19 protein-coding genes are annotated in these 17215 nt (G+C 46.2%); 8 read left to right on the top strand and 11 right to left on the bottom strand.

Going from position 1 to position 17215, the window contains the following annotated elements; genetic code table 11:
• Positions 1 to 6 precede the first annotated feature (6 nt).
• From EI981_RS06965 to EI981_RS06925, 9 genes are all read right to left on the bottom strand, one after another.
• Entirely contained in the window at positions 7 to 690 is a 684-nt protein-coding gene (locus EI981_RS06965) for a LysM peptidoglycan-binding domain-containing protein (RefSeq protein WP_126996688.1), read from the bottom strand.
• A gap of 1 nt (position 691) precedes the next feature.
• Complete coding sequence (locus EI981_RS06960; protein WP_227011736.1) at positions 692 to 1396, bottom strand: hypothetical protein; 705 nt, start codon at positions 1394 to 1396, stop codon at positions 692 to 694.
• A gap of 91 nt (positions 1397 to 1487) precedes the next feature.
• A complete protein-coding gene (locus tag EI981_RS06955) occupies positions 1488 to 2780 on the bottom strand; it encodes a tape measure protein (protein ID WP_227011880.1) in 1293 nt (430 codons plus the stop codon).
• Positions 2781 to 3028: 248 nt separating this feature from the next.
• Positions 3029 to 3448, bottom strand: a complete 420-nt coding sequence (locus tag EI981_RS06950) for a phage tail assembly chaperone (protein WP_126996682.1) — start codon at positions 3446 to 3448, stop codon at positions 3029 to 3031.
• 11 nt (positions 3449 to 3459) lie between these two features.
• On the bottom strand, positions 3460 to 3927 hold the full coding sequence (locus tag EI981_RS06945; RefSeq protein WP_126996680.1) for a phage tail tube protein: 468 nt from the start codon (positions 3925 to 3927) through the stop codon (positions 3460 to 3462).
• A gap of 13 nt (positions 3928 to 3940) precedes the next feature.
• Positions 3941 to 5269: a phage tail sheath family protein gene (locus EI981_RS06940; RefSeq protein ID WP_126996678.1), complete on the bottom strand. Its 1329-nt coding sequence runs from the start codon at positions 5267 to 5269 to the stop codon at positions 3941 to 3943.
• 1 nt (position 5270) lies between these two features.
• Complete coding sequence (locus EI981_RS06935) at positions 5271 to 5501, bottom strand: hypothetical protein (RefSeq protein ID WP_126996676.1); 231 nt, start codon at positions 5499 to 5501, stop codon at positions 5271 to 5273.
• Entirely contained in the window at positions 5479 to 5937 is a 459-nt protein-coding gene (locus tag EI981_RS06930; RefSeq protein WP_126996674.1) for a phage tail terminator family protein, read from the bottom strand. The genes EI981_RS06935 and EI981_RS06930 overlap by 23 nt, the downstream gene beginning before the upstream one ends.
• Positions 5930 to 6109: a hypothetical protein gene (locus tag EI981_RS06925; protein ID WP_126996672.1), complete on the bottom strand. Its 180-nt coding sequence runs from the start codon at positions 6107 to 6109 to the stop codon at positions 5930 to 5932. The genes EI981_RS06930 and EI981_RS06925 overlap by 8 nt, the downstream gene beginning before the upstream one ends.
• Before the next feature lie 328 nt (positions 6110 to 6437).
• Here EI981_RS06925 and EI981_RS06920 point away from each other — a divergent pair, with 328 nt between their 5' ends.
• A complete protein-coding gene (locus tag EI981_RS06920) occupies positions 6438 to 6926 on the top strand; it encodes a hypothetical protein (RefSeq protein ID WP_126996670.1) in 489 nt (162 codons plus the stop codon).
• 130 nt (positions 6927 to 7056) lie between these two features.
• Positions 7057 to 7869, top strand: a complete 813-nt coding sequence (locus EI981_RS06915; RefSeq protein ID WP_126996668.1) for a copper amine oxidase N-terminal domain-containing protein — start codon at positions 7057 to 7059, stop codon at positions 7867 to 7869.
• A 106-nt stretch (positions 7870 to 7975) separates the two neighbouring features.
• Here EI981_RS06915 and EI981_RS06910 read toward each other — a convergent pair whose 3' ends face one another.
• Together EI981_RS06910 and EI981_RS06900 are read right to left on the bottom strand one after the other, a co-directional pair.
• Entirely contained in the window at positions 7976 to 9685 is a 1710-nt protein-coding gene (locus EI981_RS06910) for a DUF4127 family protein (RefSeq protein ID WP_126996666.1), read from the bottom strand.
• A gap of 576 nt (positions 9686 to 10261) precedes the next feature.
• Positions 10262 to 10765, bottom strand: coding sequence for an ArpU family phage packaging/lysis transcriptional regulator (locus EI981_RS06900; protein ID WP_126996662.1), 504 nt, complete (start codon positions 10763 to 10765; stop codon positions 10262 to 10264).
• A 298-nt stretch (positions 10766 to 11063) separates the two neighbouring features.
• On the opposite strand from EI981_RS06900, the gene EI981_RS06895 reads away from it, so the two are divergent.
• The 6 genes from EI981_RS06895 to EI981_RS06870 all read left to right on the top strand — a co-directional run bounded on the left by EI981_RS06895 (position 11064) and on the right by EI981_RS06870 (position 17184).
• The gene (locus tag EI981_RS06895) at positions 11064 to 11441 is read left to right on the top strand and encodes a helix-turn-helix domain-containing protein (protein WP_126996660.1); all 378 of its coding nucleotides are present in this window, start codon (positions 11064 to 11066) and stop codon (positions 11439 to 11441) included.
• A 125-nt stretch (positions 11442 to 11566) separates the two neighbouring features.
• Positions 11567 to 12166 carry an ImmA/IrrE family metallo-endopeptidase gene (locus EI981_RS06890; RefSeq protein WP_126996658.1) on the top strand — a complete coding sequence of 200 codons (600 nt, stop codon included), beginning with the start codon at positions 11567 to 11569 and terminating at the stop codon, positions 12164 to 12166.
• 3 nt (positions 12167 to 12169) lie between these two features.
• Positions 12170 to 12514 carry a hypothetical protein gene (locus EI981_RS06885; protein WP_126996656.1) on the top strand — a complete coding sequence of 115 codons (345 nt, stop codon included), beginning with the start codon at positions 12170 to 12172 and terminating at the stop codon, positions 12512 to 12514.
• A gap of 455 nt (positions 12515 to 12969) precedes the next feature.
• On the top strand, positions 12970 to 13968 hold the full coding sequence (locus EI981_RS06880) for a LacI family DNA-binding transcriptional regulator (RefSeq protein ID WP_126996654.1): 999 nt from the start codon (positions 12970 to 12972) through the stop codon (positions 13966 to 13968).
• 308 nt (positions 13969 to 14276) lie between these two features.
• Complete coding sequence (locus tag EI981_RS06875) at positions 14277 to 15695, top strand: tagaturonate reductase (protein WP_126996652.1); 1419 nt, start codon at positions 14277 to 14279, stop codon at positions 15693 to 15695.
• A gap of 1 nt (position 15696) precedes the next feature.
• Entirely contained in the window at positions 15697 to 17184 is a 1488-nt protein-coding gene (locus EI981_RS06870) for a UxaA family hydrolase (RefSeq protein ID WP_126996649.1), read from the top strand.
• The last annotated feature ends 31 nt before the right edge of the window (positions 17185 to 17215 follow it).

The following is a 17215-nucleotide window of genomic DNA, read 5'->3' as shown; positions in this document are numbered from 1 at the left end:
CCCCTTTTACGGCAGCTTAATGATCTTACCAATCGGTAATTTCCTTAGTTCGCTGTCCTTAATGCCATTTAGCTTTTGAATCTGCTTATACTTGGCCCCATCGCCCAGGAACTTCTTAGCTACCTTCCACAATGAGTCCCCGGCCACCAATTTATAAGTCTTGGGCTGAACTCTCGTATCCGGACGGGGCTTCGATTCGGTGCTGCTCTTATTAGCGGTCTTGGCTCCCTCTTTGGTTTCTTTCACGACCTCCGTCTTCGTTGCTGCATAGAAACGGTATTCCTTAAACGAGATTTGATACTTGATATCGCCAACCGCCCCGCTGCTTTCGGACCAAGAAAACTTCTCGACGCTGACATACATCGCAATATCTATAGATCCACCAGTAAAGACCAAACGCATCGGCTGCTTAGAACGGGACCACTTCTGAATGTCCTCAACATAATGCTTCGGCTCGAATAACCTTTCTTCCGCAACACTCGCCCCCGGGAACCAAGTTGCCGGAAATATGCCCTCAAAAGACAGCTCGGCAAGCTTCACATTCCTGAGCACGTTGATCTCGCCGAGCTTCGATATGTCATAGGTTTTATGATTACCGGATTCGGAAACCTCGATCTTGGCCGGCAGCACCGGAAATTCAATCGCTTCTTTCTCGTTATTGTAAGAGAGCGTCATAGAATATTTATTCATCTCATCCATACACCCCCGCAGCGGAAGCGGAGATTTCCTCTTCCAGAGTTTGTTCTATCCGGGCTACGATCGTATCGATATCCGCACCGTTGTTCACTGGGCCTGTCGTTACCTGGACAGTTGGAGTGAGAGAGACAAAATTCTGAATCGATTTCATCTCAGCCAGCTCCCGCATCATTTTTAGATCCTCACTGCTAATGTCTACCGAATTCTCGATTTGCCCTACCTTATCGACTCTTCCGACATTAGGGATAGAGTTGGACCCTGAGTTCATAGAAGCAGCACCTGGGTTCTGAATACCAGCCGCATTGTAAGGATTAGCTGTGATATCCAAGCCTCCCGTCGGATTTTTGAACTTGTCGGTTAGGGAGTTTTTAAATGAGCCTAACCCATCCATCGCTTTTCTTGTACCATTAATCCCAATATTATTACCCTTATCGAAAGAATCGCCTACATTTTTGTACGCGATATGACCGAAATCAACTTCTGTTTTTACAGGTTCTTCCATCAAATCCCTTATGCTGTTCACTTTATCGCTTAGGGCGTGGATATTATTCTCGTCAAATAATTCAGCCCGTTTAAAGTCTGTACCAAATATGTCATTTACTTTATCAACAAGCCAATTAAAGCCCTTCAACGCCCCATTGATTGCCGATAAAATCGTCGTCATAAAACCACCAGCAAACTCTTCCACAGACAGTAACATATTATAGAAAAGATCAATGAAGAACATGGCCAAATCATAGATTAGCTTCTTGACGAAATAGACAGCTTCAAAGAATAAATTTACGATGAATTCAGCAGATTGGACAATCGCATTGATGATTCCTGCAATGATATTGTAAATAACCGCATATAAAGCGAAAAAAAAAACCTACGACTGCCCCGATCACATCCTCCGCAGAAATTCCAAAATGGATCATAGCAGCGACAAGGAGACCGATTATAGCAGCTACTAAAAGGATCTGCCAATTCGCCATCATCCAAGCCCCTACTGCGGTCAGGATCGGAGTTACCATTCCCCAGAGCAAAGGAATTATAGCCACCGCGAAGGTTGTCAAGATTTGTTCCATGACCGGCCAATTGTTCTGAGCCACCTCCGCTAACCAGATTGCACCGTCAATCAGCATATTGAGCAACCCCATAGCCACACTTATCCCTGTCTCTAACCCGCTGAAGAAAGAACTTGCTCCCGGACTATTCAGCAGTTCACTCAATTTTTGGATAATGGGATCCAGGCCGCGGATTGCCGTGTTTTTAATGCTATTGAAATGGTCTCCGAATGTCTGCGGAAATTCAGAGAACTTGGCATTGATTTGATCGGATGCCGCGAACATAGCATTTTTAATAACTTCAGAGGATAGCGCACCACTAGATGATAGATTGACCAGTTCCTCTCTCGACTTTCCGGTATAATCGGATATCGCCTGTGCTAACATGGGGGCATACTCCGTCATTGAGCTAAAGTCACCACCGCTGAAACTTCCAGTGGACATTATTTTGGTAAGATTGTTCATGCTGGACTTTGGATCGCCTCCGCCCATACGTATGGACTGCTGAGCCAATTCATGAAAAGCTATCGTTTCATCATTACTTTTGAATGCACCCGGAGCCATTTGACCGAGCTGACTGATCTGCGCCGCCGTATCCATATAATTTCCCCGCGAGCGCTGGGCCGAAGCAAATACTTTATCCTGCAATTGCTTGGTCGTCTGAAGATGATCATTAATTGCATCAAGACGAGCGAATGTATTTACATAGGCATCACTAAAATCCATTGCGGATTTCAATTTCTTCGCAGCATCTTTCGCTGTTGAGAACAACTTGACTACATCGATAGCCTTCTTTTTGGTTTTCTCATTTAAGTTTTCCTGGGCTACGGCAGCAGCTTCAATGTTCTTCTTGAAATCATCCTCTACTACAGTGTATTCAGCGTCAAAGATTGTTGGCTGTCCTTCAAACCTAGAGACAATGCTCTTACCCGGATCAATTATTGTAATTTCCGGTTCATTGGTTACAGGCAATGGCAGAGTAGGCATGCGAGGCATAATCGACGTAGTAGAGTCGAACAGAGCAAGTGCATTAGACATCGTCGCCAATGCAAATCTACCTCCCTTCAAAAATAGTAAAAAGCACCCTCTTGAAGAGAGTGCTTGCAAGCTCCAAAGATAATAGACTCACCTTTTCGTCGCCTTCTTCTCCGCCTGAATCCGCACCTGAATCATCGCGATCAGCGCGGCCTTCTTACGCGGCTCAAGCTCGACGAAGTCCCAGGGCATAATACGAAGCTTGTGGAGGGCGTAGTAGGCATAGTTCGCCTCACCGTCGCCCTCTTTAATTAGTTTTTTACTTCGTCAGCGAGCTCGTTAACATCTCTGTCAAAGCCGTTAACTTCCTGTACCTTCTGTAGGAGCGTCGCATATTCCCCAGGCAGCAGCATCTTGCGCAGTAGTTGATCAGCGCCAAGTACGCCATAGGATTTCTGCAGTTCAGCATCCTTCAAGTCCGGGAACACGACGCTGGCTACAACGAGCTTGGCCAAATATTCATCAGAGTTCGTATCCAGTGTAACGATACCTCTCTCCTTGATCTTGCGCTGTGACGATTTGCGGATCGCTTCGTTCTCGTCCTCGGTCATACTGCGCAGCTTCCATGGGACCGGCTTGCCCGCTTCATTCTTGAAACGGGGTGAAATGATGACTTCCTCAGAAATTTCCGACACTACATTTTGCGCAAAAAATAAACTTAAATTACTCATGCTGCTCCTCCTTAAATTCCTTGGATTGTATTGAACGAATCAAGAATATCGTAGTCCTCGAATGTGAACGGTAGTTCCTCATCCAGCATATCGTCGGTGGTCGCATCAAGCTTGGCCGCAATGACGCTATCGAGATTACAATTTTTCAGAATAACGGTCTGCTTGCCTGCCGAGCTGCCTGGTTGCTCATTTACAATCTGCAGATCAAACCAGAAGTCCTTGCCTGTACGGATATAATCGCGCATCAATTGGCGGAATACGGAAGACACATAATAAATGGTTAATGTGCCGCTCCCCTTCCAGCCTGCAGAACGCTGTGGTGTATTCGTCTTACCAAGAACAGGTACGTCGACCTTATTCTTCTCGATCGTCGCTTCAATCGTCTTCGCATAGAACAGCTCTTCATTCCGCCCCTCGATTATGACGAACGCCTTCCCTTGCTTCCCACTTACTGCATCCTGTTTATTAAAAAATGCCATGGTCTGTCCCTCCTTATTGAACTGAAATGCTCATATAAATTTTCTCTGCACTATCTACTGGCTGAACAGCGAGCTGAATCCAGACAGCGTCGACATCCTGGCCTGGCAATACCTCGATATCGCTCTGCGAATCGAAATTCTGAATTGCCCCGATTCCCTGTAAATTGTCCAAGTAACTAATCACTTCGCCCTTCAGCAGATTACGTCCGTCCGCATTGTTATCCGTCTTGCCAACACAATTTTGGCTGAAAATAGACTGGATGTCCTTCGCCATTGAATCGAGTACACGCAGCACCCGGTTCTTGCTGAATTTCTTATCCTTATCAGCTGTAAAGGAAGTCAACGTATTAATGTCCTGCTCGATGACCACCCGCCCGTTAACGACGCTGAGCACCATTTCGCCTTTATTCAAGGCTTGTACGATCTCCGAATTTGTATATTTTGGCGCCACATCAACCGCATTCGGAATTTCCGTATAAGTTAGGGACTCATTCACATTCGCCGCCGCTTCCATCGCCGCGATCTCCCACAGCAGATAAATAGGCTCTACTGTCAGGCCATCTCCTGTAACGATACCGTTCTTCAGACTAATGACGCCTTCGTAATTGGCCGCAGGGTAGTCATATACAACGGTCTGGAACTTCTTCCCTTCTTGTTCGCGGAGCCGCTTGGTATAAGCAACTGCCAGCTGCTTCACAGCACTATCGTCTACAGGAATACCGAGAACATTGAAGTCTTCTGCCTCAAAAGCCGCCAATGCGTCGGAATATTCTCCCGCACCTCCACTACCATTCGCTCCGCCTTCCAGAGCGGTACCTGCAGTCTCCGTCAATGCGCCGCTTCCCGAGAATTCAACGAACTCATTCGCCAGCAGCTTCTCAGCCGTCTCAACGGTTTGTACATCTACCTTCTCACCGTCCAACAGCGTCTTCACCTCGAAGAAACCTTCATAGTCCAGACTGGACTGAATGACGATCTGCAGATCATTACCTCGTTTACCACCATATTTTGCTGTCGCTGTCAAAGTTCCAAGCTTGGCTGTTGCCTTCACAGCGCCTTCGGCACCTAACCGATAAATCAGAATCTTACTGGCATGGGCCATTGCTGCCGTAATGTGGCGAATCCGCGCATCCGTTGGCTGGAAGCCAAGCGATGGCAAGCATTGCTCCAGGAAGGTCTCGCTACTGAGGACCGTAATTCCACTCTTGCCCCAAGGAAGTGGCGCCGGGAATGCCGCGATCCCGCGCTCTCCAAGCGTGCCAAGCGCCTTTGCCTCCGATTTGAAATTGATATAAACGCCAGGTCTTACCTTGTTCTGAACTGTAAATGTTCCACCCGCCATTTTATTTCACTCCTTTATGTTTAAATTGATTTATTTCCACTTCTGCTTCTGCTTTTGTATACCGCTGCCCATCTTTCAGTACGACCGACAAAATATCCTTCTGCACTCCGGAATAGGCCTGCGAAGCCAGAAATTGCGCTTTGGAGAACGCAACGTCCGTCTGCATCTCAACTGGCTGGTACATACTAGCTTCTAAATCTTCCGCATGCTTAATTACCTTTTGTGTTGCCATTTTTCAGAGATTCCTCCTCTTTGAGCGTTTGCATCTTGAGCTCGTCCCCAGGCGGGAGCCAGACCAAAAAATGAAAGCCAAAGTCAAAATGTAATACCCCATCCCGAACCTCATGCTTCATTTGCGTCCCCATGTATCTAGCACCGACAATATCGATATCTCGAAATAATTCGTATAGCTGCTCAGCCATACCATGCACCGACATATTGGGACTCTGAGGTGTCGCCTCACTTACAAACTGCACTTGAAATGAACAAGCCCGGTGATAACGCCGATTCAGCTCCTGCTTCTGTGAAGCTTTCAGCATTTCTACATAAAAACAAGGCCCTTCGGCCTTCTGCTCGGACTTCTCACGATGGACCGGGATTTCCGGGAAACGCTCAGCAAGTGATCGCATGACCCCAGCCAGTAGCGTACTGAAGCTCACCTCAATCATACCGTTGCTCTCCTTTCCCTTGATCCTCCACCACGCACCGCGGCAAGCTGCAAAATTGCTTTGTACCTTCGAGCCGCCCCCATATACAGCTGATGCACAGCTCGGGCTGCTTCCACTCGATTTCGGTAAAAGGCGCAGCAGGCGGATTCTTGTTGTTGTTGCACGTTGGCATTGGCTACCCTCCCAAAAAGAAAAGCCGCTGAATCAGCTTCAGCGACTTCTCTGGTTCTTTCCGGCGATGGAGGGCCTCACTGGCCCGTTCGCCTGATTCTCACAATACAAATTTAACACGCCAATTAGGAAATGGACGGACATGCAGAGGACAACAAGCGGACGTATGTTCGTATTTTGAATGATATGGTAAATAATTGTATCTATCCTTATAATTGATAGTAATATAACCAAGACACTCTCTTAAAGAAAGAAGGGACTATATTGAAAAAAATAGGGTACTTAATTACAACAATCTAAATTATCTGCCGATTGGGGAGATTGGAAGAGTGCTGGGGATGGACGTTAGTTATGATAAGAAAAAGGATGAGATACTGATCACTAATCCTTACACACAGTCCCTTCCTCCAGAACAACCCCCAAAGTCTCCAGAACCGATAATGTATAAGGAAGAATTGAAATTGGGTGATTCTGTTGAATTTGGTGATATTAAGCTGACTGTGAATGGGCTGTTTAGTAAACCTAAAGAATATATGAATAATTACTTATATTATGGAATAGATTATCAAGTTGAATCATTATCTGATAGCACTGATGGTATTTACATGCAAGCAGAAATCGAAGTACAGAGCGGAAAGATTTATCACTTGAATTATGAAAATACAGATAAAATTTTTAAAGACTCACCAATTAAGAATACAAGTGTATATAAAGGTACAACTCTTCCTAAAGAAGATTTACCAGTCAAGATAAAAATAAAACTGACCTCATATACAAAAACAATGGATGTACTTGGTTACGCTACGTGGTCTCTTTGAGATCACGTTTTTTAGTCCTAGGACCAGCAGCTTACTTTCCTGCTAAATCCAAATTTTTTGCAACTATTTCTCCCTATTTTACGTTTAATATATTAACGGCTATTTTAATTTTAAAGATTCGGAGGTTCGCATGTTTAAAAAATGGACATTATCCTTATTGGCCTCTGTCATGCTGGCTATTCCCGTATTATCCGCCTCCAGCTTTGCGAGTCCTGCCGCTGTAGAACTGGATAATGGGAAACTGCAGAACAATCGTGTACTTATTCCTCTTCGGGATGTATCACAGCACTTAGGTGCCCAGGTTGAATGGGATAAGCGTAATCAGCTTATTACTATTGTCAAAGATGACACTACCATACAGCTAGTTCTAGGCTCGAAAAAGGTCCAGGTCAATCAATCCGAGGTTACGCTGGACGTTCCTGCACAGATTATAAATGGAGGAACTACTTATGTTCCCCTCCGTTTTGTAAGTCAAACATTGGGAGCGGACGTAAAATGGGATCAACGAGTCAGACAAGCTACGATTACATTGAATGATCTGCAAATCGCAGTGAACATGAATCCCGGACAGCCCCCAGCTTCACAGAAAATTACTATGGAACGTTTGCGGCAATTATCCGATATGTTGAACGAAGCCAACGATATATCTGCCATCCAGCAGGTCCGTTCTTACTTCGCACCGTACTTCACCGATCGGTTCATTAATTCAATCATTCGGGATAAAGGGCTAAATAGTAAATATGAGTTTAAAGATCTCACCTCTCCGGCTTATTATACAAGCCCTACGACAGGGAAATTCTCTCAGTCCATTGATATTGGAAAGAACCAAAACGGGGATTTGGTGACGATGACCAGACAGGCTCAATTCGTCTATAGTGAAGGGATCTGGAAAGTGGATAGCATTAGTTTCAAGAAAAACGAAATTCCTATTACAGGGGCCTAACGCCCACCGAATTTTATAAAAGGCCCTCACCTCCGCTGATCGCGGTAGATGAGGGCCTTTTGCTGGGTACATTATATTACCAGTCGAATTAAAAGAATAAGACAGGTTACTTCAACTTAACGGCAGGAGTCAGCGTAATCTCAAAGGCACGGCCCCATAGAAAATCAGGATTATCATAAGGCAGATTGACACTGCAATACCTTGCAAGCCTCCAGGAAGGTCCGCAGATTTGCTTCACATTAAGCGCACCATCGGAGTTGCCGATCAGGAAGGCCGGCTTATCACCCAAGGTCGATACTAGGGTTTGCATTCGATCTCGAAGTAAAGTAAGCATATATTCATAATCTTCCGGCGAGTTGAAAACAAGCATATTCTGATCTGCCATCGTTTGCGGAAAATTGCTGTACTTGCCATGGCTTCTAGAGTACGTCCGGATTTCACCAATAGCTACTGCTTTGTAGAAGTAATCCTTCAGGAAGCGCTTGAACAGCAGAGACCCATGCGCGTTGACGGCTGCTTCGAGCGCCGCCTCCTTCTTCTCCGAGACCAGGAAGCTGTAGCGAGCCTGGCCCATCCCTAAGGAGAGCCCAATTTTATTTCCAGCTGTATTCCATGCGCTGTATCCCAGGAGTCGTCCAGTATCTTGGCTTCCCAGCAATGCATCTGTTATAGCAGCATTGGCAGCCCCCTGACCCACAAAGTCAATCACAACGGTCGCCCTGTTCTCCGGTCCATTAGCATCAATCCGCGCCATTGCACTGGGTACTTGGGCAGCGTCCGTAATGGCGATAATCTCGATATCCGGCGAGCTGGTGACATATTGCCCTCCAACAATATCGATATGACGAAGAATATTATCATGTACGCTCATATATTCGTACGGGTTAATGATCGTGGAACCATGCGGCCCATAATATTGGAGAGCAAATTTGGTTCTGCCCTTTCGTCCTCTATTTAAATGATTAGCCATACGCGCCACTAAGGAATGACCGAGACCGTCGGCATCGGGCAGAATAATCGCCAGATTCGGATTTTGTCCACCGCAGCCTCCAAGCGAACGATTAATAAAGTTCTCCACAAAGCGAATCTCGTTGATTTGTACCCCTTCTGTCTTCGCATCATCGACCCCAACTGCTAGAAAATCGATATAACCACGTCGGGCCAATCGGTCCAGCACATAATAGTTAGTCTTGAACTTATGTTGACGGGCGTTATAATACTGCTCTTTATTAAACTCCGTGGTGTCGCCGTATTGTGTATCCGTATTTGAAGTGTTGTATCCGTTCAGAATGTCGTTGAAGGCCGTGTATGCTTGACGAGGCTGGCCCATGAAATTACGAGATTCTACGTAGGCATCATAAGTAAGGCCTTCTGTAAATGACGTTGTCGCCAGCCGCATAATCGTGTCCAGTACATAAACCGGTTTATGAGGATATCGCTTTTTAATCTGACAGATCACATCGACCAAGTGGGCCGTGGAAGAATCATAATTCGGGTAGTCCCCGCCCCCGTTCTCCCGCAGTCGTCTGCTGCCGATCAGTCCGCCGTAAGCGAGCATATCAATCGAAATAATAAAGCCCTCTACCTTTGCCGCATGATCAAGGATGAATTGGCGAATGTTCGCCGTATTACCGAACGTTGGCGAGCAGGTTCTAATCAATTGATCCCCCGAAGCTTCTGCATCAGAATCAATACGGTTCCTAATGTCCATTGGGTCAGGTGTAATAAGCTGCAATCCGGCAGATTGCCCCAAAGTGATCACGTCGTCCAGATTTACAGGACGATCATCGAGTGGTACATACAATACTTTTTTCATAAAATATCACCTCTATATGGATTTGAATTTTTGTGGCATAAACAAGAAAAGCCGCTGAAATGAAGTTCAGCGACTTTTCCGGTGTGATCGGCATGCGGGTTTCTTGCGCTTCTCACCTTATGCCACAATACAAATTTAACACGGCAAAAAGGAAATGATCGGACATCCAAAGGACACAAAGCGGACATATGTTCGGTTCTTTAAGTGCGTGTTCAAAAAGATCGATTTTCAGCACCGAGAAGGTTGGATGAAGCTAGGGACTGAGGAGCGGAGCTACACGTTTTCGTAGAAAACGACATCGGAAGCATTTGCTTGTAGTTTGTACGTGAGCACCGGAAGGCCCGGCTAAATTCAAGATTCGATGTCGAGCCCACTTCCTGATTCACTTCGTGTTAGATATAGGATTTATACGTTATCAGCAGATGCTGATGAAATTCTATATCACAAGAAAATCTACCTTTGAATCGCGGTCGCTCCTCCTTGAATTGCTACGATCGGTTTTCTTATCAAAAGCGGACTTTTTGAACAACCTCTTACAAAAGAAAAAGCCGGCTATCTGCCGACTGATATCAGTTACTAAGTATTACTGCATTTCGCATATTCTCTTACTCTCTCAGATTCCTCATCTTCGAATACTTCCAACTTCATAGCGACGGCAAGAATCCGCAGCGCACTTGCCTTGATACGCCTATATGTTCTGTCGCTAATGCCCATCTCGCCGCAGCTGATGAAATCATACTCGTCCTCCCGGGCCAGATAACTCCGTTCAATAACCTCACGCTGTACCGCAGATAGACTACACATCGCCTTGTCCAACAATTCTGATTTGCGGATCAATTCTGCCTCGCGATCCACATTCGATATAGCCAGATGTTCAGAAGGCTTGCTGACAAGATTCGTATTTCCGTGATATCTTGGCTCATAACTGGCCGTGATCCCTGCCTCGCGTCGGATAAAGCCAATCTGCCTGTAATGACGGATCTCTTCAAGGCGTTGCTCCACTGCCACTCTTGTTGCAGTCTGATTGATCGGCAGATTCTCAAATACGGTCAAGTAAATGTTAGTGTTGCGTCTTGCCATAGCAATCCCTCCTCAGATTCACCGATAAAATATATGATCATAAGACAGTTGAATTATCAATACCATTTTGGTAACTTATAATGGATAGAATCTTTTAAATCTTTATTCGAATCGCTCTTTCTGATTTTGTATCCCTACCTCCTAAACTCTATTTTTACCGAAACGGTAACTATATCTCAATTATAGATTACCATTATGGTAATGTCAATCTCTGTAACTCCTAAATAAATACAAATTATAACTTACCATTACGGTAACTATATGCTATAATAGTCTAAACGATGAAAGAGGAGTCATTATGCAAACCCTTGGTGATCGTATCAAGTACCTCAGAGAATTGAAGCAACTTACGCAAAAAGATTTAGCCGCTCAAGCCGAGCTCACGATCGTCCAATTGTCGCGATATGAGACGAATGACCGCAAGCCCGATCCAGAATCCTTGCGCCGCATCGTCGATGCGCTGGATACAAGCGGGGATTATTTGCTCGGCAGAACCCAGGACCCTGCGCCAATGAAGGAAGCGGTGACGAACATGTCCTTTTACGGTGGTCCTGAAGCCTATACCGCTGACGAAATCGCGATGATGGAGGCCGCGCTTAAGGCTTATCGCGAGCAGAAGAAGAAATTGCTGCATAAGGACGGCGGAGACACAGATAAAAACAATCCTAATCAATAGAGGATTCACCGCTTATGGTGACGAATCTATTAATAATCAAGTTTGACTTTTGATCAGGCCCTTTCTGCGAAGGGCTATTATTTTCCAATATATTACGAACATACATTCTTATTCGAGGTGGATTTATGTTATTCTCCTATTACCAGGAAACTCCTTTGGAACAATGGATCAGTACAGAATATATGAGTCACGGAATTATGGTTCCTGATCAGCTAGATATCGATCATATTGCCGAAGCCTTTGGCGTTGAACTGATCTATGAGGCCTGTCCGTCCTTCTCCGATAATGAAGATAAAGTTATATTTCTTAATAAACAGACGCAGGAACTGAGTGCTCGGCTGATCTTCTTCCATGAACTCTGCCATGTCATGCGTCATGCTGGTGATCAGCGCCGAATGCCCCTGCTCTTCAAGAATGCCCAGGAGACGGAGGCCGAGCAGTTCGTTCTCTACGCTGCGATGCCATTCTACATGATGGCCAGACAAAATATTCCGGATCAGCATTGTGAGGCGATTCCGTTCATCGCTGAGCAGTTCCAGGTTACCCTGGAATTAGCGGAGCGCAGACTCGATCAAGTCCAGCGCAGAGTGCTTCAGGGCACATTGATCGCAGCAGCCCGCGAAGCGGATCGGAAGCAGCAGGCTGCTGATTCATGGTCTCCCGAGACCATGCGGATTCTTAACCAACTAGAGCGACAGATTACAGGTGATAAAGGAGGCAACTGATCTATGCGACTAGCTGTATATTGTGACTTCATCTCGGAAGGGCTACATCCACTTCAGCTCATTGTTCAGCCTGATCCGGGCGAATTGAACTGGAGCGAGGTTCTCTATTTACCCTTATCCGGCCCATTTGAACCGTTCGAAGCTGAACAGTTCGGCGACCTGATCGGCGCTTCCGTCCTGCTTGAGGATCTTGTTATCAGTCACGAAGAACCAGAGAAGATTGGCATACAGCTTCCCCAGATATCCGCACGCCACCCAGAAGCCGACATCTCTCTACTCATTTTGCAGATTGCCGATGTTGAAGAAGTGCTAGGCTACCGCTGGGAGCAGGTCAACATATCTATTTGACTTGTTATCCCCTTAGACATAAAATGAACACGTTAACATATTCGCCTTTGATAAGAAAACCTGATCGAAGCCAGCTCAAGGATGAGCGACCGCGATTCAAGGGTAGGTTTTCTTGCGATATAGAATTTCATCAGCGTAGCTGATAACTTATAAATTCTATATCTAACAAGAAGTAAATCAAGAAGTAACTCGGCATCGAATCTTGAATTCACCCGGGTCTAAGCAGATGCTAACGAAGTCATGTTTCCTACGGAAACATCTCAGGTGCTCACGTACAAACTACAAGCAAATGCTTCCGATGTCGTTTTCTACGAAAACGTGTAGCTCCGCTCCTCAGACCCTAGCTTCATCCAACTGAAGCGTTTTGAAAAAACGCACATCGGAAGCGTAAGCTTCTGTGCTGAAAAGCGGCCTTTTTGAACACACACTACTATATAAAGAATTAAGAGGTACATATGATTACGATAAAAGATATTGCCCGGGTTGCCGGTGTCTCCCATACGACTGTATCCAGGGCGCTTAATGGCAATCCGTTAATTAAGAAGGAAACCCGGGACAAAATTGAAAAAATCGCTGCTGAATTAAACTATGTTCCCAACTTCAGCGCCAAGAGCCTGGTCACGAGAAAATCCTACACGATCGGTCTGTTCTTCTCTTCAATCGACCATGGTACATCGGAGAGCTTCCTCGTTGACGTGATCAAGGGCATCAAGCATGTGCTTGATGAGAACTACAACCTGTCGGTTAGCGGCATTGATAGCATCCAGCATCTGGACAGCATCTCCCCACAGCGCTTCGATGGTATTCTCGTCATTAGCCAAAGTGATGCGGACAATGCCTTTATTTATCATGTCAAAAAGGCCAATATCCCGCTTGTTGTTCTCAACCGCCAGCTCGAGGATTCAAGCATCATGAATGTAGTGGCCAGCGACCGAATAGGTGTCAAGGAAGCGATGGAATATGCGATCTCGCAAGGTCATCGCAGACTTGCTATGATTGAAGGCAGACCCGACTTCAAGTCAGCCTCCGAGCGTAAACAAGGCTTCATTGATAGCATGCTTGCGAAGCAAATTCCCGTCAGAAGCGAATACTTCGTATCCGGTGATTACACAGTGGAGAGTGGCTTCAGTGCGATGAACATCCTCTTGTCTTTACCGGAGCCCCCATCCATAGTGCTCTGCTCTAACGATAATATGGCGATTGGCGCCATGAATGCCTGCTATGCCAGAGGTGTGTCGATTCCAGAACAAATGTCGCTGATCGGTTTTGACGATATCGTCTTTGCCAAGTACACGAATCCTGCCCTAACGACAATTCATAGACCTATCGCCGATATTAGCAAATTAGGAACTCAGAAATTAATCGAACTAATGAACACACCTAAGGAGACATCGACTGAACAGTTATTCGTCAAGACACAATTGATCATCCGTCAGACGGTCGCAAGCATCTAAGGAATATAACCTCATTAGAAAAGCCTGAGATGACAGCTAAATCCGCTCATCGCAGGCTTTTTTCTAAAGTACAATGCTCGTGCAGTCTGATTATGTTATTGACTAAAATGCGAAGAAAACATAAAATGAACACGTGAACATTTTTTTATAAGGGAATGCTCTAAAGAACATCCTTTCAGCTTACATAGCTAACAAGTTTCCGATTTCAATTCATCTGACGTACTAGTCCATAATTGATATCTTTTTTACATCCTAAATTGTTAACGTGTGCATTATTATTGTCATAGCTTAAAGGAGATTGAAGTCTGATGGTGAAAACATTATCTCGTGCTAACTACCCGGATCTCCCCTTCTATCCGGAGCGGATGATCCAGTTCGGTGAAGGGAACTTCATGCGAGCGTTCGTCGAATGGCAATTGCAGCAAATGAACAAGCAAGGACTATTTAAAGGCAGCACAGTATTAATTAAACCTCGCAACCAGGGCATGGGTCCGAGACTGGATCAGCAGGATTACCTCTATACCGTGTTAATAAACGGAATTATGCAGCAGCAACTGGTGAACGACCGAGAGATTATAACGAGCGTCAGCCGATTGATCAATCCTTACACACAATATGATGATTTTCTTCGATTAGCTGAAAATGATGAGTTGGAGTTCATCACTTCGAATACAACGGAAGCCGGGATCGCCTATGATCCCGATGATCGGCTCGACAACGGCCCGCAAAAGAGCTTCCCTGGCAAACTGACTGCTCTTCTATATAGACGCTTTGAACTGGGCAAGAAGGGCTTCACTATCATTCCCTGTGAATTGATTGACCGCAATGGCGAGAAATTGAAAGAAATCGTGTGCTGCTTCGCCCATGAATGGAATTTGGGAGAATCGTTCCTGAAGTGGCTGGATGAAGATAACATTTTCTGCTGCAGTCTGGTGGATCGGATTGTCCCTGGCTACCCGCATGACAAGGCTACTGAGCTTGAACAGGAGCTTGGTTATGAAGACAAATATATGGTCATGGCTGAGCCTTTCCTGCTCTGGGTCATCGAAGGTCCGGAATGGTTGAAGGAGAGACTTCCTCTGGCCAAAGCCGGACTTAATGTTAGGGTCACTCAAGACATGACACCCTACCGTGAACGCAAGGTTCATCTCTTGAATGGCCCGCATACGGCCATGGTTCCGCTCGGTTTGCTAGCCGGACTTGAGACGGTTGAAGAGGTTATGACCGATCCGAGTTTCTCCCGATTTGTGAATTTGTTAATCGAGAACGAGCTGATCCCGATGCTTGACCTCGCCAGCGAAGAATTGCGTTCTTATGCCTCTGCCGTGCAAGAGAGATTCAATAATCCGTCCATACGTCATGAATTAACATCGATTTTCCTGAATAGCATCTCTAAGTTCAAGACTCGCTTGCTGCCCGTTATGCAAAGATACCACCAGGAAAAGGGACAATGGCCTGAGCTTATGACGCTCTCTTTTGCTGCCCTGCTATTAAGCTACCGAGGAGATCGCCTGCAGCGGCAGGACAGCCCTGAGGTGCTGGCTATTTTTGATGAAGCATGGAGTGATCAAGGCACCGTGGCTCAGTCCATTCTGAGTAACAGTAATTTATGGGGCGAGGATCTGACTCAGCTTCCAGGGCTTGTTGAGAGCCTAGAAGCGAACTTGCGACAGCTCGAAGTAGTAGGAAGCCGCGCAGCCCTAGAACATAGGATCGGAGTGATGTAGTATGCAGCGACTCATGAAGATGAACCTGCATGATACGGTCGCCGTAGCACTGCGGCCAATTCAAGCTGGTGAAGAATTAGCGCTTGAGGGACAGATGTATCAGGCGCAGCAGGATATCCCGCAAGGCCATAAAATGGCTCTCATCCGATTCAATCAAGGCGATACGATCACCAAGTACGGTTATCCGATAGGCCATGCCATGGATACCATTTCTACAGGGGATTGGGTGCATACGCATAACCTTCAAACCGGACTCTCCAGTGAAGAAGAATATGAGTATCAACCGGATCTTCATTCGGTTACTTATCCGAAGCGGGACTTGACCTTCGAAGGTTATGTACGCAAGAACGGCAAGGTTGGCATTCGCAACGATCTCTACATTGTACCCACCGTAGGCTGTGTTAACGGCATTGCTGAGCAAATGATAAGCGAATTTAAGCACCTCCATCCGGATCTTGGCAGCTTCGACAATATTACAGTACTCAAGCATCCTTACGGCTGCTCGCAGCTAGGAGACGATCACCGTATGACCCGTAGCATTCTGATGGATGCTGTCAATCATCCTAATGCAGGTGGCGTACTCGTCTTCGGACTCGGCTGCGAGAATAATATCGTCTCTGAATTCCGTACCCTCTTAGGCGATTATGATGAGGAACGCGTCAAGTTTCTCGTCGCCCAGGAAGTCGGAGATGAAGTCTCCACAGGCCTGACCCTGTTAGATGAAATATATGAAGCTGCCAAAGACGATCATCGACAGCCTGTTCCGATCAGTGAGCTGAATGTTGGTCTCAAATGTGGCGGGTCAGATGGATTCTCTGGCATCACTGCGAATCCTCTGCTTGGCGCCTTCTCTGATTTCCTTATCTCCCAAGGAGGAACTTCGGTTCTGACTGAGGTTCCTGAAATGTTCGGCGCTGAGAAGATGCTGATGGCACGGGCCGAGAATCGCGAAGTATTTGAGCAGATCGTCTCGCTCATCAACAATTTCAAGCAGTACTTCCTCTCCTATGGAGGGCCGGTATATGAGAATCCGTCACCAGGTAACAAGGCGGGAGGCATCAGTACTCTAGAGGATAAATCATTGGGCTGTACGCAAAAAGCCGGAACCTCCCCTATAGTAGATGTGCTGCAATACGGCGAGAAGCTGCGCAAAAAAGGCCTTAGCCTGCTGCAAGCGCCAGGCAACGATCTCATCGCTTCCTCTGCTCTTGCTGCTGCAGATTGCCAACTTGTGCTGTTCACAACCGGACGCGGTACACCCTTCGGCAGCTTCGTGCCGACAGTGAAGATTGCGACGAATAATGAGCTGTACGCCAAGAAAGGACATTGGATGGACTTCAATGCCGGTCCGCTATTGGAGACTCCGATGGAGGATGTGCTGGAGGATTTCATTCACTACATCATTGCCGTAGCCAGCGGCCAAAAAACGCGCAACGAACAAAATGAAGTGCGGGAACTGGCTATTTTCAAGACAGGTGTAACCTTGTAAACGAACTTATATGATATAAAGGAGCCGGTAT

It is taken from the genome of Paenibacillus lutimineralis (genome assembly GCF_003991425.1).
Classification (GTDB): Bacteria; Bacillota; Bacilli; order Paenibacillales; family Paenibacillaceae; genus Fontibacillus; species Fontibacillus lutimineralis.
This window is presented reverse-complemented; position numbering and strand designations above follow the sequence as displayed.

Excerpts from the sequence above, each read along its gene's own strand:
- EI981_RS06930 (WP_126996674.1), bottom strand. The coding sequence starts at position 5,937 with ATGATTGAGGTGAGCTTCAGTACGCTACTGGCTGGGGTCATGCGATCA.
- EI981_RS06895 (WP_126996660.1), top strand. The coding sequence starts at position 11,064 with ATGCAAACCCTTGGTGATCGTATCAAGTACCTCAGAGAATTGAAGCAA.
- EI981_RS06950 (WP_126996682.1), bottom strand. The coding sequence starts at position 3,448 with ATGAGTAATTTAAGTTTATTTTTTGCGCAAAATGTAGTGTCGGAAATT.
- EI981_RS06890 (WP_126996658.1), top strand. The coding sequence starts at position 11,567 with ATGTTATTCTCCTATTACCAGGAAACTCCTTTGGAACAATGGATCAGT.
- EI981_RS06945 (WP_126996680.1), bottom strand. The coding sequence starts at position 3,927 with ATGGCATTTTTTAATAAACAGGATGCAGTAAGTGGGAAGCAAGGGAAG.
- EI981_RS06910 (WP_126996666.1), bottom strand. The coding sequence starts at position 9,685 with ATGAAAAAAGTATTGTATGTACCACTCGATGATCGTCCTGTAAATCTG.
- EI981_RS06915 (WP_126996668.1), top strand. The coding sequence starts at position 7,057 with ATGTTTAAAAAATGGACATTATCCTTATTGGCCTCTGTCATGCTGGCT.
- EI981_RS06965 (WP_126996688.1), bottom strand. The coding sequence starts at position 690 with ATGAATAAATATTCTATGACGCTCTCTTACAATAACGAGAAAGAAGCG.
- EI981_RS06875 (WP_126996652.1), top strand. The coding sequence starts at position 14,277 with ATGGTGAAAACATTATCTCGTGCTAACTACCCGGATCTCCCCTTCTAT.
- EI981_RS06955 (WP_227011880.1), bottom strand. The coding sequence starts at position 2,780 with ATGTCTAATGCACTTGCTCTGTTCGACTCTACTACGTCGATTATGCCT.
- EI981_RS06935 (WP_126996676.1), bottom strand. The coding sequence starts at position 5,501 with ATGGCAACACAAAAGGTAATTAAGCATGCGGAAGATTTAGAAGCTAGT.
- EI981_RS06960 (WP_227011736.1), bottom strand. The coding sequence starts at position 1,396 with ATGTTACTGTCTGTGGAAGAGTTTGCTGGTGGTTTTATGACGACGATT.
- EI981_RS06925 (WP_126996672.1), bottom strand. The coding sequence starts at position 6,109 with ATGCCAACGTGCAACAACAACAAGAATCCGCCTGCTGCGCCTTTTACC.
- EI981_RS06885 (WP_126996656.1), top strand. The coding sequence starts at position 12,170 with ATGCGACTAGCTGTATATTGTGACTTCATCTCGGAAGGGCTACATCCA.
- EI981_RS06880 (WP_126996654.1), top strand. The coding sequence starts at position 12,970 with ATGATTACGATAAAAGATATTGCCCGGGTTGCCGGTGTCTCCCATACG.
- EI981_RS06870 (WP_126996649.1), top strand. The coding sequence starts at position 15,697 with ATGCAGCGACTCATGAAGATGAACCTGCATGATACGGTCGCCGTAGCA.
- EI981_RS06940 (WP_126996678.1), bottom strand. The coding sequence starts at position 5,269 with ATGGCGGGTGGAACATTTACAGTTCAGAACAAGGTAAGACCTGGCGTT.
- EI981_RS06900 (WP_126996662.1), bottom strand. The coding sequence starts at position 10,765 with ATGGCAAGACGCAACACTAACATTTACTTGACCGTATTTGAGAATCTG.